This window comes from Pseudomonas sp. W5-01 (assembly GCF_046540435.1).
In the GTDB taxonomy this organism is placed as follows: Bacteria; Pseudomonadota; Gammaproteobacteria; order Pseudomonadales; family Pseudomonadaceae; genus Aquipseudomonas; species Aquipseudomonas graminis_B.
Genome location: NZ_JAXCIP010000002.1, coordinates 454625 through 474070, shown reverse-complemented (window position 1 = coordinate 474070; position 19446 = coordinate 454625). Strand labels below are relative to the sequence as shown.

The following is a 19446-nucleotide window of genomic DNA, read 5'->3' as shown; positions in this document are numbered from 1 at the left end:
TAAAGCGGGAGGTGGGCAAGCGCACGGCATTGGCCGTCAACGATTGCCGCGATCAATAAACGCCAGCGCGTGATACAGGGCGCGCACCTTGGGCATGTCGCAGCCGGCGGCCAGCGCAGCCGCAAGGGGCAGGGCGTAGATGGCGTCAAGTTCCAGCGGGCGTTTTCCGGTGAAGTCGTGGTACATGCTCGGCCGATAATCCGGCATCTGGCCAGTGACCTTGAGCAATTGCTCGGCGTAGGCCTCCGGCAGTACGTGCCCGCACGCTTCGGCGCCCTGCACCACTTCCGCCATCAAGCCCTGGATCAGGGCGCGACTGTCGGCGTCAGCCATCAGCGGCGTGGTGCTCGCGTTGAGCAGCACCGATAGCCCGTTGTAGGGCACGTTCCACACCAGTTTCTGCCAGCGTGCTTTGTCGAGGTTGTCCATCGCCACGGAGTCAATGCCCGCCTGGTGAAACAGCGAAGCGCCCTGCTCGACCCAGTGCCCGCGCGTTGCCAAATTGGCCGGCCCGCTGTGGTAGCCGATGTTCACGGCACCAAAGGCTTGGTGGGTGATTTGCCCTGGCCCTGTGCGATGCACGCAGACAAAACACAGGCCGCCCAATAGATGAAGGGAATCCGGTAGTTCGGCGCGCAGCTCTTCCTCAACGCCCAACCCGTTTTGCAGCAGCAACACCTTGGCGTCTGGCGCCGAGGCGTGGACGATAGCGTTGGCCACCCCGCCGTTGCCGGTGGTCTTGGCGCCGACCAGCAGCCAGTCACAGGGCGGCATATCAGCCGCTGAGGCGTAGACCTGGACATTCTCCAGCACCAACGGGCCGTGCACCTGGCTGTCCACGTGCAGGCCATTGCGGGCGACGGCCTCGAATTCGCTGCGCAGCAGAAAATGTACATCGAAGCCGGCCCGGGCCAGCATCACGCCATAGAAGCCGCCGATCGCACCGGTGCCGATGATGCCGATCCGGGGTTTGACTGCGCTTTCGCTCGCTGCACTTTCGCTCATGGAAACTCCGCTTCAGGGTAATTCGTCTGGCGGCGTCGCCAGCGCGTGTGCCAGGCCCGTGACAATAGCGTCGGCTGACATCTGCGTGCGAAGGGCCCCGAAGAAGGCGCCGTCGCGTATCACAAACATCGTCGGCAGATGAAACACGCCGTAGCGCTCCACCGCGCCGCCGTTTTCTTCGGCATCGATCCAGCACAGCCGATCCAGCGGCAACGATTGCTCGGGCAAATGATGCCGGGCCCAGCGGCAACTGGAGCAGCCCAGGCTGGTGAAAATCAGCAGTGAGACGCCGGGCAGATTGAGAAGTTGCTGGTCGAGGTCGAAGTCCGTCAGTTGCAGTTGATCCACGCGCTTCTCCTCTGAATGATGTTCGGGTGACTGAAGGCCTTCGCCGCCTTTCGCAGGACGGGCTTTAGCCGGGAATAGCGGGGTATCAGTCGAGTCGGCTTTCGTCGGGAATATCCATCGTGCCATTCCTCAGTCCGAAACAGGTCAGACAATGCCGCAACCGTTGGACGAAAGCCACGTTTACCCATTGTCGAACCACCGGCTAACGCGCTAAGGTTCGGCTCCCCCGTTGCGCTCAATCATGCTCGGCTCCGCCGCACGGGGACGCTGGCGGCCAGCATCCGTGACCTGATGAGTAACACGATGGCTGATTTACCGATTGACGACCTCAACGTTGCCTCCAACGAGACACTGATCACCCCGGATCAGCTGAAACGCGAAATCCCGCTGACCGCCGCCGCCCAGGCCACTGTCAGCCAGGGCCGCGAAGTCATCCGCAACATCCTCGATGGCAAGGATCACCGCCTGTTCATCGTGATCGGGCCCTGCTCGATCCACGACCTCAAGGCCGCCCACGAATACGCCGATCGCCTGAAAGCGCTGGCGGCCGAGGTGTCCGACACTCTGTATCTGGTCATGCGCGTCTATTTCGAGAAGCCACGCACCACTGTCGGCTGGAAAGGCCTGATCAACGACCCGTATCTGGACGACTCCTTCAAGATTCAGGATGGCTTGCACATCGGCCGTCAACTGCTGCGCGACCTGGCCGAAAAAGGGCTGCCGACCGCGACCGAAGCCCTCGACCCGATTTCGCCTCAGTACCTGCAGGACCTGATCAGTTGGTCGGCCATCGGCGCGCGCACCACCGAGTCCCAGACTCACCGGGAAATGGCCTCGGGCCTGTCCTCGGCAGTTGGCTTCAAGAACGGCACCGACGGCGGTCTGACCGTGGCCATCAACGCCCTGCAATCGGTGTCCAGCCCCCATCGCTTCCTCGGTATCAACCAGGAAGGCGGCGTGTCCATCGTCACCACCAAAGGCAACGCCTACGGTCACGTGGTATTGCGCGGCGGCAACGGCAAGCCCAACTACGATTCGGTCAGCGTTGCCCTGTGCGAACAGGCGCTGAACAAGGCGAAGATCAAGCCGAACATCATGGTTGATTGCAGCCACGCCAACTCCAACAAGGACCCGGCGTTGCAACCGCTGGTGATGGAAAACGTTGCCAACCAGATTCTCGAAGGCAACCAGTCGATCATCGGCCTTATGGTCGAGAGCCACCTGAACTGGGGCTGCCAGGCCATTCCCAAAGACCTCGCCGACCTGCAATACGGCGTGTCCATCACCGATGCCTGCATCGATTGGGACAGCACCGAGAAAACCCTGCGCAGCATGCACGCCAAGCTCAAGGACGTACTGCCAACGCGCAAACGCGACTGACCGTACTGCAGAAACGACAACGCCGAGCACATGCTCGGCGTTTTACTGTGTGAAGCGCGGTTCGGTCAGATCTTGGCAGCCTGCCGCTGGTTGCGCTCCATGTAACGCTCCACATAGGAGCACGAAGGAATCACGGTGTAGCCGATCCGGTCGGCATAGTCGAGGGCCACCTTGGTCAAGGCTGCCGCTATGCCACGTCCGCGCAATTCGTTGGGAACGAACGTACGGTAGATATCCAGGGTCTCTTTACCCAGGTCCATGTACGTCAGATAGGCACGGTAGCCGTCGATATTGACTTCGAACTGGTGACCGGTCTCGTCATGGTGGATGGACAACGCCTCGCTCATCACTACTCCTCGCGGGTCTTGGAATTGGACCCTTACCTTATCGACATTTTCCCGGCGAAGGAACCTCTACAGGCAGTACGACTACTATTGGCTTCTGCAATAGGGCCTTCTGCAATAGAGCTGACTGCGCCACCCTGTGCCGTTTGGACACCGCGAAGAGCATCGCTGTTCTCAAACAATTTGAGCACAGGCGAATATAGGCGCCCCGAGCGAATGCGCTCAAGTGAATCAACTGTTAATTGCGTTGCCGCGCATCCGACTGCACGCCCCATGGAACCTGTTATCGCCGACGAATGTCCATTGAGACGCCATGCCCGGACTCAAGCCACTTGAGGGCCATTTAAACGGCTCTCAAGGGTGCGCCTGTCCCGATAATCGACTATATAAAAATGGTCGATGATACGTGGATGGTAGGGGGAAATCGCCTGGGCCGGAGTCATCTCACAGACACCTGCGCCCTGGGGCTTCTGCGTGCGAAGAAAAAGCGTGAGGAGTTCGACGGAACCCGTTCAAACCCAAGAATTTTCTGCAGATGTTGCGCGCGGTCCGTTTACTTACTACAAACAATGAGTAAGATGTACGCCGGTCGTTTTCTCACTCTCGAGAGATGACTAATTTGATAGAAGTCCTTTAAGGGGAACACGATGAACAACGTTCTGAAATTCTCTGCTCTGGCCCTGGCCGCAGTTCTGGCTACCGGTTGCAGCAGCGCATCCAAAGAAACCGAAGCTCGTCTGACTGCAACTGAAGACGCAGCCGCTCGTTCGCAAGCCCGTGCCGATGAAGCCTACCGCAAGGCTGATGAAGCTATGGCTGCTGCTCAAAAAGCTCAGCAAACTGCTGACGAAGCCAACGAGCGCGCTCTGCGTATGTTGGACAAGGCTAGCCGCAAGTAATAATCCCTCGGGATTATTGATAAGCCGACCCGTTAACGGGTCGGCTTTTTTATTGCCCGGCGTATGGCGTCGCAGCGTTACTGCAGCGTCATTGGCGCTTCGCCCACCGCGGGGGCCGGCGTGGTCGGCACGGCAATTTCGACCGGCATTCCGTCTTCGGCAGCCACCACGTCCCGCACTTCATCCCAATTGATCCGCAGGCTGTTGGCCAGGTCTTCGCGCTTGAGCAGTGCGTTGATCACGGCGGTGTGCTTGTCGACCACCGACGGCTTGCCGCTTTCGTCCAGCGGCGTGTGCGCTTCGAGGTAAACCTTGCCGCCGCTGACGCCGAACTTGTACGGCTCGCTCATGATGCGCACGGTGGTGCCCACCGGGACCATGTCCGCCATTTCCAGCACGTTGTTGTTGTACATGCGGAAGCAGCCGTGACTGGTGCGCATGCCGATGCCGAACTTCTTGTTCGAGCCATGGATCAGGTAGCCCGGCAGCCCGAGGCCGAATTTGAACGGGCCCAGGGGGTTGTCCGGCCCGGCCGGGACCACGTTGGGCAGGATATCGCCGTCGGCGGCGTGCTCGGCCTTGACCGACGCAGGCGGCGTCCAGGTCGGATTCGGTGTTTTGGCGGTGACCTTGGTGGTGAAGACCGGCGAACCCCAGCCTTCGCGACCGATACCCAGCGGGAAGGTGTACACCACGTTCCGGCCTTTCGGGTAGTAGTACAAACGGTACTCGGCGAGGTTGATGACGATGCCTTCCCGCGGACCCGGCGGCAGGATGAAACGCGTCGGCAGCACCACCTGGGTGCCTGCGCCCGGCAGCCAGGCATCGACGCCCGGGTTGGCGGCGATCATTTCCAGGTAACCCAGGTCGTAGCGCGTGGCCAGGTCAGCGAAAGTGTCTTCGTACTTGGCGGTCACGGTCTGCACCTGGCCGATGATGTCCTCACCGGGCGGCGGCAACGGAAACTCCAGGGCGGAGACGGGGCCGGCCGCGCACAGCGCAGCGAGCGACAGACAGCGGGCGAAAGCTGGAATGCGCGACAACATCCGGAGAATCCTTGGTAAACGGAAGGCTTGATTGTGCGCGATTGTACACGCACCCCTGCGCGTCCGGGAGTGTTCGCGTGGCCTTAAACGCCGGCTTCCAGTTCCGGCCAGATCGGGTGCCAGCCGCGCCGTTGCGCGTCGATGATCGCCCGGCACAGCGGGCACAGGCGCTCGTCCTGATAAACCGTCTGCTGCACTTCCGACCAGCGCGGCTGCGCCGGCAACAAGGTGCCGCACAACGTGCGGTCGGCGGAGCCTGCCAGTTCGAGCTGGCGAGCGACCAGATGCACAAGGATTTCCTGGCACGCGAACAGGTCGAGCTGTTCGTCAGGCTCGATCAGTTGATAGGCATAAAGGGACCAGGCAGGACGGCGCGGCATTGGGGGCTCCAGAGCGGGGGCGCCACATTAGCCGAAAGCCCCCGTCCGGAAAAGGCCTGCAGGCCTTTAAATCAGCGGTTTTGGTCTGAGGGCCTGGAAACCGTACAACTGCCGTCGCGGCATCGGCGGCTGCCATCCGGATGAGGTAACCACGCCAGCTGGGGACGAAAGCGGCAGAACAGCCGATAACCGAGGTTCAACAGGGGTCTCAACGGCCGCCATGACAGTGGCGCAGCCCAGGCGCCAAGCCCGGCTGCACGCCAGCTCCAGAGCGTCGCATCCAGGCCCGTGACCCAGGTGCCATCGTCGAAACGGGCATGCAAAACAGACTGCATCTGCTCATGGGTGAATCCAAGAGCCGGTGCATCAAAGCCCTCTTCGCTCATGTCGACGAACAGCAGTCGCGCGGTTGTTGTGTCTGCGCCTGCCTCTGCGTTCGCGCAAGCGTGGGAACGCAGGAGTTTGATCTCCCGCGCGCAAAGCGGGCAGTCACCGTCGTAGTACAGCGTGAGTAGCCACTGCTCTTTCTTGTACATCTTTTGGGTCCTGTATAGGTTTGGGCCACCATAGGCGCAAACCTTCGTGCTGGCAATGAGCGGTCCCTCGCACCCGATGTTTGACCCCATCGCCGAACGCCTGATGTCTGCAGCCGCGACTAAAGCAAGGGTTTAAGGACCGGCCAGACGTTATCCAGCAAGTACGGCTGAGCCGGAACATTGGGGTGAATGCCGTCTTGCTGGGTCATGTCAGGCCGGCCGCCAACCCCTTCCAGCATGAACGGCACCAGAGGCACATTGGTCTCCTCAGCGACTTTCGGGTACACCGCCGCGAAGGCCGTGGTGTAGCGCTCACCGTAGTTAGGCGGGATTTTCATGCCCAGCAGCAGCACCTTGGCCCCCGCCGCCTTGGACTGCTCAACCATGTCGGTAAGGTTTTGTTGCAATTGCGCCGGCGGTTGCCCGCGCAGGCCGTCATTACCGCCCAGTTCGAGGATCACCAGATCCGGTTTGTGCTCGGCAAGCAGCGACGGCAGCCGCGCCTGGCCTCCTGCGCTGGTGTCGCCGCTGACCGACGCATTGACCACTTTTTCCTTGAAGCCTTCCTTCGCCAGACGCTGTTCCAGCAGACTGACCCAACCCAACCGGGTATCCAGGCCGAAAGCCGCGCTGATACTATCGCCAACGATCAGCACCGTGCCTGCCATCGCGCCTTGTGATACCAGCAGCAAACCCAGGCCAGCACTTAAAAACCACGCACGCATCGGATTCTCCATGAGCGAAAGTATTCTCAGTGCTCGGAACCTCAGCAAAGTGGTCCCAAGCACCGAAGGTGACTTGACCATCCTGCACGAACTCTCCCTGGAACTAAACAAGGGCGACACGCTGGCCATCGTCGGCGCGTCGGGCTCGGGCAAATCCACCCTCCTCAGCCTGCTGGCCGGTCTCGACCTGCCCAGCGCCGGTTCCGTAGTCCTGTCGGGGCGCAACCTCAGCGAGCTGGATGAAGATCAGCGCGCCCGGGTTCGCGCCGAATACGTGGGCTTTGTCTTCCAGTCCTTCCAGTTGCTCGACAGCCTGAACGCGCTGGAAAACGTCATGCTGCCCATGGAGCTTGAGGGCCGCAAAGACGCCCGCGATCAGGCCCGGCATCTGCTGGAGCGGGTCGGCCTGGGTCAGCGCCTGACCCACACACCACGGCAGCTGTCGGGCGGCGAGCAGCAACGGGTCGCCATCGCCCGTGCATTTGCCGCCGACCCGGACGTGCTGTTCGCCGATGAGCCCACCGGCAACCTGGACAGCTACACCGGCGAGCGCATCAGCGATCTGCTGTTCGAGCTGAACCAGGAGCGCAACACGACGCTGGTGCTGGTCACCCACGATGAGCGCCTGGCCCACTGTTGCCGGAGCCTGATCCGTCTGGAGGGTGGCCGACTGGTCGCCCCAATGGAGCCTTGATGGCACGCCTGCCTTTCTCACGCCTGCTCAGCCTCGCGGCGCGCCAGCTCATGCGCGATGCCCGCGCCGGCGAGCTGCGCGTGCTGTTCTTCGCACTGGTGGTGGCGGTTGCCGCCAGCACCGCCATCGGCTATTTCGGCGCACGCCTCAACAGCGCCATGCTGCTGCGAGCGACGGAGTTTCTCGGTGCTGACCTGATCCTCGGCGGCTCCACGCCGGCGACACCTGCGCAGATCGATGCCGGCAACGCGCTGAAGCTGGATCACTCGCAGATCGTGATTTTCTCCAGCGTGGTGGCCACCGATAACGGCATCCAGCTGGCCAGCGTCAAGGCCGTCGATGGGGCGTACCCATTGCGCGGCGAGCTGAAAAGCGCGCCTGCCCCCTACGAAGCGGAAACCGTTGGTGGTGAGCCCCAAGCCGGCGAAGCCTGGGCGGAAGCGCGGATCCTGGTGGCGCTCAACTTGAAAGTGGGCGACAGCATCGACGTCGGTTCCAAGACCTTGAAGCTGACCCGGGTGCTGACCTACGAGCCCGACCGCGCCGGCAACTTCTACAGCCTGACGCCCCGGGTGATGATCAACATGGCCGACCTTGAGGCCACCAAGGTCGTGCAGCCCGGCAGCCGCGTCAGTTATCGAGATCTGTGGCGCGGCACGCCCCAGGAACTCGCGGCTTACCGCAAGGCCGTCGAACCCGGGTTGGCGCCGAATCAGAAAATCGACGACGCCCGTGATGGCAATCAACAGATCGGCGGCGCGCTGGGCAAGGCCGAGCGTTACCTGAACATGGCCAGTCTGGTCGCGGTGCTGCTGGCCGGCGTGGCGGTTGCCTTGTCGGCGGCGCGTTTCGCGGCGCGGCGTTTCGATGCCAGTGCGCTGCTGCGTTGCCTGGGCCTGTCGCGCAATGAAGCACTGGTGCTGTTCGGTTTGCAGCTGGCGATGCTCGGCGTTGCGGCCAGTGCGGCAGGCGCCCTGCTCGGCTGGTTTGCCCAACTGGGCCTGTTTCATCTGCTGGAGAGCCTGCTGCCCGCCGCCGTGCCGCCGGGTGGCTGGCTGCCGGCAGTCGCCGGTATCGGCACCGGGCTCGTCGCCCTGGCCGGCTTTGCACTGCCGCCGCTCGCAGCGTTGGGTCGCGTGCCACCGCTGCGGGTATTGCGTCGGGACATGCTGCCGATCCCGGCCAGCACGTGGCTGGTCTATGGCGCGGCGCTGTTCGCGCTGGGCCTGATCATGTGGCGCTTGAGTCTGGACCTGGTGCTGACGTTCGCCCTGCTCGGCGGCGGTCTGATCGCGGCGCTGGTGCTCGGCGGTGTATTGCTGCTGGCCCTGAAAAGCCTGCGCCGCTTGCTGGCCGGGGCCTCGCTGCCGTGGCGTCTGGGCTTGGGTCAGCTGTTGCGCCATCCCATGGCCGCCGCCGGCCAGTCCCTGGCGTTCGGGCTGATTCTGCTGTCGATGGGACTGATTGCGCTGCTGCGCGGCGAGCTGCTCGACACCTGGCAGAACCAGCTGCCCAAGGATGCGCCAAACTACTTCGCGCTGAATATCCTGCCCAACGACAAGGATAATTTCGCTGAACGCATGGGGCGTCTGTCGACCCACAGCGCGCCGCTGTACCCGATGATTCCAGGGCGCTTGATGACCATCAATGGCGAGCCGGTGAGCAAGTTCGTCACCAAGGACTCCCGTGGCGAAAACGCCACCCAGCGCGACCTCAACCTGACGTGGGCGGCCACGATGCCGGAAGGCAACAGCATCACCGCCGGCCAGTGGTGGGCGAGCGATCAGCCGCCTGCGGAGGGCGTGGTCCCCGGCGTGTCGGTGGAAACCAAACTGGCCAACAGCCTGAACATGAAACTGGGCGACACCCTCGGTTTCGTGATCGGCGGTCTGACCCGCGAGGTCAAGGTCACCAGCCTGCGCGACATCAACTGGGACACCTTTCAGCCCAACTTCTTCATGATCTTCCAGCCCGGCACCCTCAAGGACGTGGCGGCCACGTACCTGACCAGTTTCTATCTGGCGCCGGGCAATGATCAGCAGATCGTCGAGCTGTCCCGGGCCTTCCCGGCCGTGACGATCCTGCAGGTGGAAGCGTTGCTGGAGCAGCTGCGCAGCATTCTCGATCAGGTGACGATGGCGGTGCAGTACGTGCTGCTGTTCGTGCTGGCGGCGGGGATGGCGGTGCTGTTCTCCGGCTTGCAGGCGACGCTCGATGAGCGGATTCGACAGGGCGCTCTGCTGCGGGCGCTGGGCGCCAACCGCGCGTTGCTGATCAAGGCCCGGCGCATCGAGTTCGGTCTGCTCGGGGCGGTCAGCGGTGTGCTGGCGGCGATTGGCTGTGAACTGGTGAGTTTTGCCCTCTACCGCTATGCCTTCAACCTGCAGTGGCACCCCCACGCCTGGCTGCTGGTGCTGCCACTGATCGGCGCCTTGCTGGTCGGCGGCGCAGGCGTGTTCGGCACGCGGCGCGCGCTGAACGCCAGTCCGCTGCAAGTGCTGCGCGAGGGTTAGGAGCAGGATCTGACGGTGGTCGGCAATGCCCCGCCACCGTCTGCTCAAGAAGCCAGACCGGCCAGCGCAACGCTGCGGCTAGTTCAGGTATTCGATTTTAGTGATCCACCATTGCTTGCTGCCGGACGGAACCGGCACCGAGACTTCATCGTCGACTTGTTTCTTCAGCAGCGCCCGGGCCATGGGCGAATCGATGGAGATGTAGTCCATACGGCCGTAGATTTCGTCATAACCGACGATGCGGAAACGCTTGCTCTCGCCCTCCTCGTCCTCGACCTCGACCCACGCGCCGAAGAACACCCGGCCTTCCTGCTCCGGCGAATAGGCAACCACGCGCATGTCTTCCAGACGTTTGCGCAGGTAGCGCACCCGCCGGTCGATCTCGCGCAGCAGCTTCTTGTTGTACTGATAATCGGCGTTCTCGCTGCGATCACCCAGGGAAGCGGCCCACGCCACTTTTTGCGTGATGTCAGGGCGGTGCTCGCGCCAGAGGTAGTCGAGCTCTTTCTTGAGAGCGGCATGGCCCTCGACGGTGATTATTTTGGTGCTGATTTCACTCATTGACGCTGTCTCTGTGCGGCCAGGCCTGGGTCCGGCAGTGCTGGTCTGTGCCTGCCTGTCCTTGTCAGAACGAAGCCTACAGGGTTGGGCTGGCGGGCGGGTAAATCAAGGCGGCGCTCATTTGACCAGACGCTTTTCTTTGGAGGGCCGATAGCCGAAGTAGGCGCTGTAGCATTTGCTGAAATGGCTCGGCGAGACAAACCCGCAGGCCACCAGCACTTCCACCTGGGTCAACTCGGTGTGCTGCAGCAGGCGCCGGGCCTCGGTGATGCGCAATTCCAGGTAATAGCGTTGCGGGGTGGTGCCCAACTGCTCCTGAAAGAGCCGCTCGATCTGTCGCCGCGAACGCCCGGCGTACACCGCCAGTTGCTCAAGCTCCAAGGGTTCTTCCAGGTTGGCGTCCATCAACTTGACCACTTCCTTGAGCGGTGCGCTGACTGTCATGTGCCGGCTTGGCTTGATCCGCCGATAGCGCGACTCCTCGAAAGACAGAATGTCCTCGATGCCTTCGATCAGGGCCTTGTCGTGCAGGGTCTTGATCCATTCCAGCGCCATGTGAAACGCCCCCGCCGGGCTGGCGGCGGTGAGGCGATCGCGGTCGATGACGAAGGCTTCGCTGGTCACCTCACTGACTTTGCAGATCTCCGCCAGGGCGGCGCGGTGCTCGGGGTGAATCGCGCACCGGTAGCCGTCGAGCAGGCCGGCTGCGCCGAGGAACCAGGCGCCATTCCACAGCCCGGCGAGGGTAATGCCATGCTCGGCAGCCGTGGTCAGCAGGTGGGACATTCGCTCATCGGCCTTTAGCCCGGCGCGATAACCGCCACAGACCACCAGCAGGTCGAGGTCCTTCAGCGCCGAGACGTCGAGCCGCGCGTCGGGCCGAATGACGAGCCCCAGATCACTGATCACTTCGCCCTCGTGCAAGCCGAATGTCTGCGAGGTGAACAGCTCGGGGCGCAGAAGGTTGGCCGTGACGAATGTGTCCAGAGCCTGGGTGAAAGCCGGCAACGAGAAGTGTTCGAGCAGCAGGAAGCCGGTTCGGGTCTGGGCCGAGGGGGCAGGCTTGTTCTCATCCACGTAGCGAAGATTCTTGCCCTTCATGCCCCCGCTGAATTCTCGCCGCTCGATCACTGCCGCCTCGCTTTTGCGTCCTGCCCGGGGTGCCGATGGTTGCACCCGTTCGCTCCCCAAGGAGACTTCCTTGATCAACGACGGCCGGGTCTGCGCCATTCTAGCGGAACGGCGCCGGCGTTAAAGTTTTGTCGAGGTGGCCGATACACATCGGCCTGCGAAAAAAAGCCTGCCAGGGCTGACATTCGCCCAACCACCACCCTCCTTACCCACCAGGCTGCTTATGGCGCTCGACCCGACCACCCTGCTGACGATCACCATCGCCCTCGCTGCGGCGGCCGCGCTGTACCTGGCCGTGGAATGGCAGACGGTGCGGGGGCCTTCGTTGCTGTTCTGGAGCGCAGGATTCGCCACCATTTCGGTGGGCTCCACCCTGGCATTGCTGCGCAGCAGCGGCATTCTGGTGATTGGCATCTGGTTCGCCAACGGCTTGCTGGTCACCGCACACTGGCTCTTCCTGCTGGGCGTTGCGCGGTTTACCGAAGCCCGGCTGTCCAAGGCCTGGTACCTGATCTTCGTCGTGTGGCTCGGGCTGTTGCTGCTGCCGGACCAGCCGTGGTGGTCAAAGGTGATGCTGGCCGCCAACTCGCTGTTGATCTCGCTGCTCATGGTCAAGGCCAGCGGGCTGCTGCGCCCCCACGGCAAGTCCCTGAGCGTCGGCGCGGTGCAGTTGCGCTATGTGCTGCTGGTCCACGGCCTGTTCTATTTTTCGAAGGCGGTCACAGCGGTGGTGCCTGGCACGCTGATCGATCTGGCGGCCTTTCGTGGCGAGATCTTCCAGATTTCGCTGGTCGAAGGGACGATGGCGGTGATGCTGATCGCCCTGTCGATGACCGGCTCGGAGCGTCATCGCCGGGAAAAACGCATGGCCCGGCTGGCGGCTCGGGATCCGCTGACGGCGCTGTACAACCGCCGCGCGCTGGAAATGCGCGGGCAGCGTCTGCTGGAAAGTGTCTCGCAGGCTCGGCCGGCAGCGTTGCTGCTGATGGACATCGACAATTTCAAACTGGTCAACGACCTCTATGGCCACAGCGCCGGCGACCGGCTGCTGGTCGCGCTCAGCGACATCATCCGTGCGGCCTTGCCCCAGGGGTCGCTGGCAGCGCGCCTGGGCGGTGACGAATTCGTGGTGTTGCTCAGTGACACGTCCAGCGAGCACTTGCTGGCCGTAGGGAGCACGCTGCGTGAGGCCTTTCACGCGACGGCCTCGGCAACCTTTTCCACGCCCCAGCCCGTGACGTTGAGCATCGGCGCCAGCCTGTTCAGCCAACCGCCGCCCAACCTGGCGGCGTTGATCGAGCGCAGCGATGCGGCCTTGTATGAATCGAAACGGGGTGGACGCAACCGCATTCAGCTGGTAGATCAGAGTGTCAACGGCAGCGATCCGCTGCCCACACAGTGAAGGCTCACCGAAGGAACACCGGCCATGCCCATGAGCAGCCCTCATCTGATCTACCGCGCCCCTGACCCTGAAGATCTTGCCCGCCTGTTCGCCATCTACAGCGACCCGCAGACTCAACTGTTCAACCCTTCGGGGCCCATGACTGATGAGGCCCAGGCGCAGGCCATGCTGGAGGGGTGGATCGAGCACTGGCAGGCCCACGGCTACGGCTGGTGGGCGATTGCGCGCAAGGATGCGCCCGAACACATCATCGGCTTCGGCGGCATCGGGCTTCATGATTTTATGGGCGAGCAGCGAGTCAATCTGGGCTATCGGTTTGCCGTTGAGGCATGGGGACGGGGGTTTGCCACGGAGATGGGCCTAGCCGCGCTGGAACACGGATTCTCGACGCTGAGGCTGGATGAGGTGCTGGGTTACGTGCGGCCGACCCACGCTGCATCGATCCGCGTGCTGGAGAAAATCGGCATGCAACGCTGCGGCGAGCTCGATGACGTGCCCGGCCAGGCCCCAAGCCTGATTTTCAGAGCCGTTGCGGCGCGGTGAGGGGCGGCGAGGTTCAGTGAGAGGTCTGCAGTCCGCAACTGGCGTCGAGCTCATCCCAGGGGTGCGCGGATTCGCGGGCATAGCCGCACGTCGGCAAATGCACAAACGTCGCTTCCCGTTCTGCTTCGCTCTGCCGGGCCTTGCAGGTCCTGCACAACACAGTGTGGTCATTTAGCCGCCAGTGGCTGTTCCACCGGACGAGATCGTCGGTCACCATCTTACTTCCCCTCACCCTCACATACGTAACCAGTTGATTCAACTTGTCGCCGGAGGTTTCGCCCGCAAGGCCGCTGGCTGATCGGCGGTCGTTGTTTTTGCGGGTTCCGCGCAGGGATGGTATGCGTCGGGAGGCAAAACCAGAGGCCCAGGCCTGCGCCACGGGTCGTTTCGAGCTCGACCCGGGTTTACGCAACCTTTACCGATCCTAGACGTGGGTTTACACGGATCCGGTGTTTCATACGTCCATGGCGAACCCACTCTTTCGCCAAAGGAGACACCATGATGTCCAAGATGACCCAAGCCCTGATCCTGTCCGGTCTGCTCGCCAGCGCCGGTGCGGCGTCCGCCAGCGAACGCAACGTGATTGTGCCCGTCATCGCCGGAGCCGCCGTGGGTGCCGTACTGGCCGCGGTGATCAGTCAGTCCAGCCACGACCGACACGATCGCTATCAGGATTATCGCCCGCAACCGCGCTACGCGCCGCGTTATCAGCCGCAGTACCAGCAGGTTGTCTATGTGCCAGTGCGTGAGCGAGTCGAATATCGTCGCTTCGCGCCACCGCCGCCCCGTGGCTACTACGACGGAGGATACCGCCGAGGTTTTGACCACGGTCCGGGCAATGACCGCTGGTAAGCGCTTGAGCGGCCGTTAATGTGGGACCGGCTTTAGCCGGGAAGGCGTCAGATGTCACACTGCAAATCTCACGGTGTTAATGCGGGCCTCTTCCCGGCTGAAGCCGGTCCCACCAAGGCGTCGCGTTCAGTCAACCGGCGCGCTTTCTCTGACAAAACTGCTAACGTGTCCGCCCATCACTCGCCCATCGACGCAGGGACGGACATGTTCGAATTCATTTACCTGGCAATTCTCATCGGCATGAGCGGCACCGCGCTGCTGGATCTCTGGGCGTTGTTGCTGAAAGCTATGCTGGGTTTGCCGACCCCGCCCTGGCACCTCGTCGGGCGCTGGTTTGCCGGGATGCCCAAGGGACAGTTCGTGCACCGCAATGGCATCGGTACTTCCCCTCCCGTCCCCAATGAACTGGCGATTGGCTGGTTTATGCATTACACCGTCGGCGTGCTGTTCGCCGCCGCGCTGTTATTCATCTGGGGCGTGCAATGGGCGCATGGGCCGACCTTCCTGCCGGCCCTGATCGTCGGGTTGGTCACCGTCGGCGCCGGCTGGTTCATCCTGCAGCCCGGCATGGGTGTCGGGGTCGCCTGCAACAAGGCACCGCAGCCGACCGTGGCGCGGCTGCAAAACGTGGTCGGGCACATAATCTTTGCCATCGGCATGTATGGCGCGGCGCGACTGGTCGGGTGATCAAGCGCGGTGTGAGGTCGCACCCGGCCAATCGCGGTGAACCTATCGACGCCGCTGCCGTTCTGAAACCTGAGGGCTGCATGATTATGAAGCCCGTTCCACTCGATCAATCAGGAGACCCCCATGACTCAAACGGCCTTGGTCGTCGGCGCCAGCGGCATCGTCGGCAGCGCAACCACTCACCTGTTGCTCGATAACGGTTGGCAGGTGGCCGCCCTTTCCCGCCGTCCCTCGCAAACGCCGGGCGTGATCCCCGTCGCAGCGGATCTGCAAGACCCGGCATCGGTCAAGCAGGCCCTCGCGGACCTCAAACCGAGCCACGTCTTCCTTACCACCTGGTCGCGTCAGGCGACCGAAGCCGAAAACATTCGCGTCAACGCGGCCATGGTGCGCAACGTGCTGGACGCCCTGAGCCCGGCGAAGAGCGTCAAACATGTCGCGCTGGTCACCGGACTGAAGCATTACCTTGGCCCGTTCGAAGCCTACGGCAAAGGCACCCTGCCGCAGACCCCGTTCCGCGAGTCCCAGGGTCGGCTGGACATCGAAAACTTTTACTACGCCCAGGAAGATGAAGTCTTTGCCGCCGCCAAACGCGATGGCTTTACCTGGAGCGTGCACCGTCCGCACACCGTCACCGGCGTCGCGGTGGGCAATGCGATGAACATGGCGACCACCCTCGCGGTGTATGCGTCGATCTGCAAAGCGACCGGCCGCCCGTTCGTGTTCCCCGGCTCTCGCATGCAGTGGGACAGCCTCACCGACATGACCGACGCCCGGCAACTGGCCAAGCAGCAGCTGTGGGCGGCGACCACGCCCGCTGCGGCGGACCAGGCGTTTAACATCACCAACGGCGACGTGTTTCGCTGGAAGTGGATGTGGGGGCAGATCGCCGAATACTTCGGTGTGCACCCTGCCGAATTCCCGGAGAAGGTTTCCCCACTGGAAGAGCAGATGGCAAACGATCAGGCCGCATGGGACGAACTGGTCCGCACTCACGGTCTGAAAGAAGCCGACATCACGCGCCTCATTTCGCCATGGCACACCGATGCCGACCTCGGCCGCCCGATCGAAGTGGTGACCGACATGTCGAAAAGCCGAGCCCTGGGCTTTAACGCGTTTCAAGCCAGCGACCAGGCGTTCTTTGACGTGTTCGATACGTTGCGGGCACAGCGCCTGATTCCGTAACGGCACCGATCACCGCCACAAAAAAACGCAGCGATGATGACCATCATCGCTGCGTTTTCGTATCCGGATCCCCTCGACAGCGAAGAAGCGAAGCTCACGCCTTTTCCAGCGCGTCCTCCTTGTGCATCGCCAGGTGGCCGGTCTTGTCACTCCTGACCTCGTACTGCGGCGCATCGGGTGAGGCATGGCGATGACGGCCCATGAACTCCACCTCCTTGGTGTGCACCTTGGTCACTTTGCCGACGACGTGCCCGGCCTCGGAATTCCAGCGCACGTGGTCACCGACCTTGAATGCATGAGCCATCGATTTTCTCCTTTAATGCCGGAAGTCAGGGCTGCCAGAGGGTCTGGCTGCCTTCGAGTTTGCGGTCCAGAAAACTCGCCGCACTGATCAGCGCGAGGTGGCTGAGGGCTTGCGGCGTGTTGCCCAGATGGTGGCCGTGGGCGTCGAACTCCTCGGCGTACAGACCCAGCGGGTTGGCGTAGCGCAGCAGTTGTTCAAACTCAAGATGCGCCTGCTCCACCCGCCCGGCGCGGGCCAGGCACTCGACGTACCAGAACGAACAGGCCACGAACGCGCCTTCCTCACCTTCAAGGCCATCCTGGTGGTCATCGTCATTGCGATAGCGGAACACCATGCCGTCGCGCACCAGCGTCCGTTCGATAGCCTCCAGGGTTTTCAGCCACTTGGGATCGCTGGCACCGACGAAGCGCACCAGCGGCATCAGCAGCATCGACGCGTCGAGGTTTTTGCTGCCCTTGTGCTGGACGAAATGGCCCAGGTCGGCGTCCCAGAAGTTGTCCCAGATGTCGTCATGGATGGCCTGGCGCGCCTTGTCCCAGCGATCGAAGGGTGCCGGCAGGGAACGTTTCAGCGACAGGCGAAGCGCGCGGTCCAGGGCGACCCAGCACATCAGCCGCGAATGCAGGAAATGCTGGTCGTCGCCACGCATCTCCCAGATCCCGACGTCCTTGCTGTTCCAGGTTTCGCACAACTCGTTCACCAGCCGGGTAACGTGCTTCCAGCCCTCGTGGGAAATGGCCTCACCGTATTTGTTGGCCAGGTACACCGCGTCAAGCAGCTCGCCATAGATGTCCAGTTGCGTCTGCTTGTAGGCCTCGTTGCCGATGCGCACCGGCGACGCACCGCCGTAGCCGCTGAGGTGATCCAGCTCTTCTTCGGGCAATTCTTCGCGGCCGTCCAGGGCGTAGAGAATGCCGAGCTTGTTGGCGTCCTCGCAGCAATCGCCCATGCGGTCGCGGACCCAGTGCATGAAAGCGTTGGCCTCCTCGGTATACCCCAGGCGCATGAAGGCGTAGACGGTGAATGAGGCGTCGCGGATCCAGGTGTAGCGGTAGTCCCAGTTGCGCTCGCCGCCCTCTTCTTCCGGCAGGCCGAAGGTCGCCGCAGCGACGATACCGCCATGCTTGCGCGAGGTCAGCAGCTTGAGCGCCAGGGCCGAGCGGTTGACCATTTCACGCCAGCGACCGCGGTAGTTGGAGTGCCGGCTCCAGTGCTGCCAGTAGTTGACGGTGTTTTTCAGATCGCAATCGCAATTGGTCGCTTTGACCAGCGGATCGTCGGCACCGCCGAGCATGAACTCGACCACATCGCCCTGCTTCATCTCGAACTCTGCCACTGCGGCCTGGCCTTCGAGCATCAATCCGGTGGTCGCCGCCAGACGCATGGCAGGCTGGCCTTGGGCCTCAAAACGAATGTCCTCACCGTCCATCTGCGCGGTGGTGTCAGCCCGGCTGTAGTCATGGCGCACCCGGCAGAGCATGCGCACCGCGGCCTGGCCATGACGAACATGAATGCGGCGGATCAGGCGCGGCAGGCTGTCTACTTCGGACGCAATGGGCATCAGGTCAGTGACCTCGACGACCGCGTCCTTGGCGATCCAGCGTGTCATCAGCACGTTGGTTTGCGGCAGATACAGCTGCTGGCGACGGGCATCCGGCAAGATCGGCGCCAGCTGGAAAATCCCTGCGTCAGGGGTGTCCAGCAGCGCGGTGAAAATACTCGGGCTGTCGAAATCGGGCCAGCAGCAGAAGTCGATGCTGCCGGTGTCGGCCACCAGCGCGGCGCTGCGCATGTCGCCGATGATGCCGTGGTCTTCGATGGCGTTCTGGGGCTCTTGTTCATCGGGGATCGGAGAGTGTTCAGCCATTGTTGCGGAACTCCGGATAGAGGCTCATGCCACCGTCGATGAACAGCGTCGTGCCATGCACATAGTCGGACGCATCCGACGCCAGCCAGACAACGGCATTGGCGACATCATCGGCCTCGCCCACGCGACCGTAGGGAATCAGCTCCAGCAGTTTCTTCTCGGCGTCGCCGCTGGTGGCCTTGGTGTTGATGGCCGTGCGAATCGCCCCGGGCGCAACGCTGTTGACGCGGATGCGCTGCTCGCCGACCTCTTGCGCAATGCTGCGCATCAACAGATCGACGCCGCCCTTTGAAGCGGCGTAATTGACGTGGCCGGCCCAGGGAATGACCTGATGCACCGAGCTCATGTGGATGATCTTGCCCCGGGCGCGGGACACCTCGGGGCGGATGTCCTGTTTGGCGAATTGCCGCACCGCAGCGCGGGCGCAGAGGAACTGGCCGGTGAGGTTAACGTTGATGACAGTGTTCCAGTCTTCGAGGGTCAGGTCGGCGAAGGCGGCATCCTTCTGCAGCCCGGAATTGGCGACGAGGATGTCCAGGCGGCCGAACGCCTTGAGGGTCTCGGCGAACAATTTCTCCACGTCCTGCTCGTTGGACACGTCGGCGCCTATGGCGATGGCCTGGCCGCCGGCGTCGATGATTTCTTGCGCAAGCTTCTGCGCGGGTTCGGGCTGCGAGTGGTAGTTGACGACCACTGCCGCGCCTGACGCTGCGAGCCCTCTGGCCGCGCCAGCACCCAGTCCTGAACTGGCGCCAGTGACAAGGGCGACCTGGCCTTTCAAGGAAATCTGCATGGAATGTGGAGCCTCATGGTGAGCGTTTTAATGCTGACTCATGGGGTTCTGCTGAAGTTCATCGGGAAAAGCGCATTGCCTGTGCTCATTTGAATGCCCTGGCAGCGAAGGAGGTGACACGTTCTACAACGCCTTTGATCAAGAGCAGTTTGTAAGGCATGTCCCCGTAACAAACCCGATCACCCCTACGCCGCGCCCAGAATCGGCCTACATCCCCGCACCAAACGAGATGATTGACTGCCGCCCGCCAC

At 62.7% G+C, this 19446-nt stretch carries 21 protein-coding genes; 9 read left to right on the top strand and 12 right to left on the bottom strand.

The annotated features are described in order from the left end of the window. Positions 1–36: 36 nt before the first annotated feature. Both SLW75_RS07515 and SLW75_RS07510 read right to left on the bottom strand, forming a co-directional pair. Positions 37–1005 carry a putative 2-dehydropantoate 2-reductase gene (locus SLW75_RS07515; RefSeq protein ID WP_410934061.1) on the bottom strand — a complete coding sequence of 323 codons (969 nt, stop codon included), beginning with the start codon at positions 1003–1005 and terminating at the stop codon, positions 37–39. Between the two features lie 12 nt (positions 1006–1017). Continuing rightward, on the bottom strand, positions 1018–1353 hold the full coding sequence (locus SLW75_RS07510; RefSeq protein WP_244160342.1) for a thioredoxin family protein: 336 nt from the start codon (positions 1351–1353) through the stop codon (positions 1018–1020). A 303-nt stretch (positions 1354–1656) separates the two neighbouring features. On the opposite strand from SLW75_RS07510, the gene SLW75_RS07505 reads away from it, so the two are divergent. Continuing rightward, positions 1657–2733 carry a 3-deoxy-7-phosphoheptulonate synthase gene (locus tag SLW75_RS07505; protein WP_065988520.1) on the top strand — a complete coding sequence of 359 codons (1077 nt, stop codon included), beginning with the start codon at positions 1657–1659 and terminating at the stop codon, positions 2731–2733. Positions 2734–2798: 65 nt separating this feature from the next. Here the strand turns inward: SLW75_RS07505 and SLW75_RS07500 are convergent, their stop codons facing one another. Next, complete coding sequence (locus SLW75_RS07500) at positions 2799–3080, bottom strand: GNAT family N-acetyltransferase (protein WP_065988521.1); 282 nt, start codon at positions 3078–3080, stop codon at positions 2799–2801. 644 nt (positions 3081–3724) lie between these two features. Between SLW75_RS07500 and SLW75_RS07495 the strand changes: the two genes are divergently transcribed. After that, on the top strand, positions 3725–3976 hold the full coding sequence (locus SLW75_RS07495) for an Lpp/OprI family alanine-zipper lipoprotein (protein ID WP_065988522.1): 252 nt from the start codon (positions 3725–3727) through the stop codon (positions 3974–3976). A gap of 77 nt (positions 3977–4053) precedes the next feature. Here the strand turns inward: SLW75_RS07495 and SLW75_RS07490 are convergent, their stop codons facing one another. From SLW75_RS07490 to SLW75_RS07475, 4 genes are all read right to left on the bottom strand, one after another. After that, entirely contained in the window at positions 4054–5022 is a 969-nt protein-coding gene (locus tag SLW75_RS07490; protein ID WP_410934060.1) for a L,D-transpeptidase family protein, read from the bottom strand. 83 nt (positions 5023–5105) lie between these two features. Further along, positions 5106–5402, bottom strand: a complete 297-nt coding sequence (locus SLW75_RS07485; RefSeq protein WP_065988524.1) for a hypothetical protein — start codon at positions 5400–5402, stop codon at positions 5106–5108. Positions 5403–5473: 71 nt separating this feature from the next. Beyond that, the gene (locus SLW75_RS07480) at positions 5474–5938 is read right to left on the bottom strand and encodes a thiol-disulfide oxidoreductase DCC family protein (protein ID WP_410934059.1); all 465 of its coding nucleotides are present in this window, start codon (positions 5936–5938) and stop codon (positions 5474–5476) included. 119 nt (positions 5939–6057) lie between these two features. Then, entirely contained in the window at positions 6058–6663 is a 606-nt protein-coding gene (locus tag SLW75_RS07475) for an arylesterase (RefSeq protein ID WP_192130214.1), read from the bottom strand. A 10-nt stretch (positions 6664–6673) separates the two neighbouring features. Here SLW75_RS07475 and SLW75_RS07470 point away from each other — a divergent pair, with 10 nt between their 5' ends. Further along, positions 6674–7357, top strand: a complete 684-nt coding sequence (locus SLW75_RS07470) for an ABC transporter ATP-binding protein (protein WP_410934058.1) — start codon at positions 6674–6676, stop codon at positions 7355–7357. Further along, on the top strand, positions 7357–9870 hold the full coding sequence (locus SLW75_RS07465; RefSeq protein ID WP_410934057.1) for an ABC transporter permease: 2514 nt from the start codon (positions 7357–7359) through the stop codon (positions 9868–9870). The genes SLW75_RS07470 and SLW75_RS07465 overlap by 1 nt, the downstream gene beginning before the upstream one ends. Positions 9871–9948: 78 nt before the next feature. Here the strand turns inward: SLW75_RS07465 and greB are convergent, their stop codons facing one another. Both greB and SLW75_RS07455 read right to left on the bottom strand, forming a co-directional pair. Beyond that, positions 9949–10422 (bottom strand): transcription elongation factor GreB, encoded by a 474-nt coding sequence (gene greB, locus SLW75_RS07460; protein WP_065988745.1) that lies wholly within the window; start codon positions 10420–10422, stop codon positions 9949–9951. Between the two features lie 126 nt (positions 10423–10548). Further along, complete coding sequence (locus tag SLW75_RS07455) at positions 10549–11532, bottom strand: GlxA family transcriptional regulator (RefSeq protein WP_410934371.1); 984 nt, start codon at positions 11530–11532, stop codon at positions 10549–10551. Between the two features lie 253 nt (positions 11533–11785). Here SLW75_RS07455 and SLW75_RS07450 point away from each other — a divergent pair, with 253 nt between their 5' ends. The 5 genes from SLW75_RS07450 to SLW75_RS07430 all read left to right on the top strand — a co-directional run bounded on the left by SLW75_RS07450 (position 11786) and on the right by SLW75_RS07430 (position 16231). Beyond that, entirely contained in the window at positions 11786–12964 is a 1179-nt protein-coding gene (locus tag SLW75_RS07450) for a GGDEF domain-containing protein (protein WP_410934056.1), read from the top strand. Between the two features lie 24 nt (positions 12965–12988). Further along, positions 12989–13507: a GNAT family N-acetyltransferase gene (locus tag SLW75_RS07445; protein WP_410934055.1), complete on the top strand. Its 519-nt coding sequence runs from the start codon at positions 12989–12991 to the stop codon at positions 13505–13507. Between the two features lie 498 nt (positions 13508–14005). Next, entirely contained in the window at positions 14006–14359 is a 354-nt protein-coding gene (locus SLW75_RS07440) for a hypothetical protein (protein ID WP_065988531.1), read from the top strand. A gap of 204 nt (positions 14360–14563) precedes the next feature. After that, entirely contained in the window at positions 14564–15046 is a 483-nt protein-coding gene (locus tag SLW75_RS07435) for a DUF2938 family protein (protein WP_410934054.1), read from the top strand. A gap of 123 nt (positions 15047–15169) precedes the next feature. Next, a complete protein-coding gene (locus SLW75_RS07430; RefSeq protein ID WP_410934053.1) occupies positions 15170–16231 on the top strand; it encodes an SDR family oxidoreductase in 1062 nt (353 codons plus the stop codon). A 94-nt stretch (positions 16232–16325) separates the two neighbouring features. Here the strand turns inward: SLW75_RS07430 and SLW75_RS07425 are convergent, their stop codons facing one another. The 3 genes from SLW75_RS07425 to SLW75_RS07415 are packed head-to-tail and all read right to left on the bottom strand — an operon-like array spanning position 16326 to position 19195. Then, positions 16326–16535, bottom strand: a complete 210-nt coding sequence (locus tag SLW75_RS07425) for a DUF2945 domain-containing protein (RefSeq protein ID WP_065988534.1) — start codon at positions 16533–16535, stop codon at positions 16326–16328. Positions 16536–16560: 25 nt separating this feature from the next. Then, a complete protein-coding gene (locus tag SLW75_RS07420) occupies positions 16561–18402 on the bottom strand; it encodes a glycoside hydrolase family 15 protein (RefSeq protein ID WP_410934052.1) in 1842 nt (613 codons plus the stop codon). Beyond that, positions 18395–19195 carry a glucose 1-dehydrogenase gene (locus tag SLW75_RS07415; protein WP_065988535.1) on the bottom strand — a complete coding sequence of 267 codons (801 nt, stop codon included), beginning with the start codon at positions 19193–19195 and terminating at the stop codon, positions 18395–18397. Before SLW75_RS07415 ends, SLW75_RS07420 begins: the two co-directional genes overlap by 8 nt. Between the last annotated feature and the right edge of the window lie 251 nt (positions 19196–19446).

Bases quoted from the DNA above. Each gene is read 5' to 3' on its own strand.
- SLW75_RS07425 (WP_065988534.1), bottom strand. From the start codon at position 16,535: ATGGCTCATGCATTCAAGGTCGGTGACCACGTGCGCTGGAATTCCGAG.
- SLW75_RS07490 (WP_410934060.1), bottom strand. From the start codon at position 5,022: ATGTTGTCGCGCATTCCAGCTTTCGCCCGCTGTCTGTCGCTCGCTGCG.
- SLW75_RS07415 (WP_065988535.1), bottom strand. From the start codon at position 19,195: ATGCAGATTTCCTTGAAAGGCCAGGTCGCCCTTGTCACTGGCGCCAGT.
- SLW75_RS07480 (WP_410934059.1), bottom strand. From the start codon at position 5,938: ATGTACAAGAAAGAGCAGTGGCTACTCACGCTGTACTACGACGGTGAC.
- SLW75_RS07450 (WP_410934056.1), top strand. From the start codon at position 11,786: ATGGCGCTCGACCCGACCACCCTGCTGACGATCACCATCGCCCTCGCT.
- SLW75_RS07435 (WP_410934054.1), top strand. From the start codon at position 14,564: ATGTTCGAATTCATTTACCTGGCAATTCTCATCGGCATGAGCGGCACC.
- SLW75_RS07440 (WP_065988531.1), top strand. From the start codon at position 14,006: ATGATGTCCAAGATGACCCAAGCCCTGATCCTGTCCGGTCTGCTCGCC.
- SLW75_RS07485 (WP_065988524.1), bottom strand. From the start codon at position 5,402: ATGCCGCGCCGTCCTGCCTGGTCCCTTTATGCCTATCAACTGATCGAG.
- SLW75_RS07500 (WP_065988521.1), bottom strand. From the start codon at position 3,080: ATGAGCGAGGCGTTGTCCATCCACCATGACGAGACCGGTCACCAGTTC.
- SLW75_RS07470 (WP_410934058.1), top strand. From the start codon at position 6,674: ATGAGCGAAAGTATTCTCAGTGCTCGGAACCTCAGCAAAGTGGTCCCA.
- SLW75_RS07420 (WP_410934052.1), bottom strand. From the start codon at position 18,402: ATGGCTGAACACTCTCCGATCCCCGATGAACAAGAGCCCCAGAACGCC.
- SLW75_RS07505 (WP_065988520.1), top strand. From the start codon at position 1,657: ATGGCTGATTTACCGATTGACGACCTCAACGTTGCCTCCAACGAGACA.
- SLW75_RS07495 (WP_065988522.1), top strand. From the start codon at position 3,725: ATGAACAACGTTCTGAAATTCTCTGCTCTGGCCCTGGCCGCAGTTCTG.
- SLW75_RS07445 (WP_410934055.1), top strand. From the start codon at position 12,989: ATGCCCATGAGCAGCCCTCATCTGATCTACCGCGCCCCTGACCCTGAA.
- SLW75_RS07475 (WP_192130214.1), bottom strand. From the start codon at position 6,663: ATGCGTGCGTGGTTTTTAAGTGCTGGCCTGGGTTTGCTGCTGGTATCA.
- SLW75_RS07455 (WP_410934371.1), bottom strand. From the start codon at position 11,532: ATGAAGGGCAAGAATCTTCGCTACGTGGATGAGAACAAGCCTGCCCCC.
- SLW75_RS07465 (WP_410934057.1), top strand. From the start codon at position 7,357: ATGGCACGCCTGCCTTTCTCACGCCTGCTCAGCCTCGCGGCGCGCCAG.
- SLW75_RS07515 (WP_410934061.1), bottom strand. From the start codon at position 1,005: ATGAGCGAAAGTGCAGCGAGCGAAAGCGCAGTCAAACCCCGGATCGGC.
- SLW75_RS07430 (WP_410934053.1), top strand. From the start codon at position 15,170: ATGACTCAAACGGCCTTGGTCGTCGGCGCCAGCGGCATCGTCGGCAGC.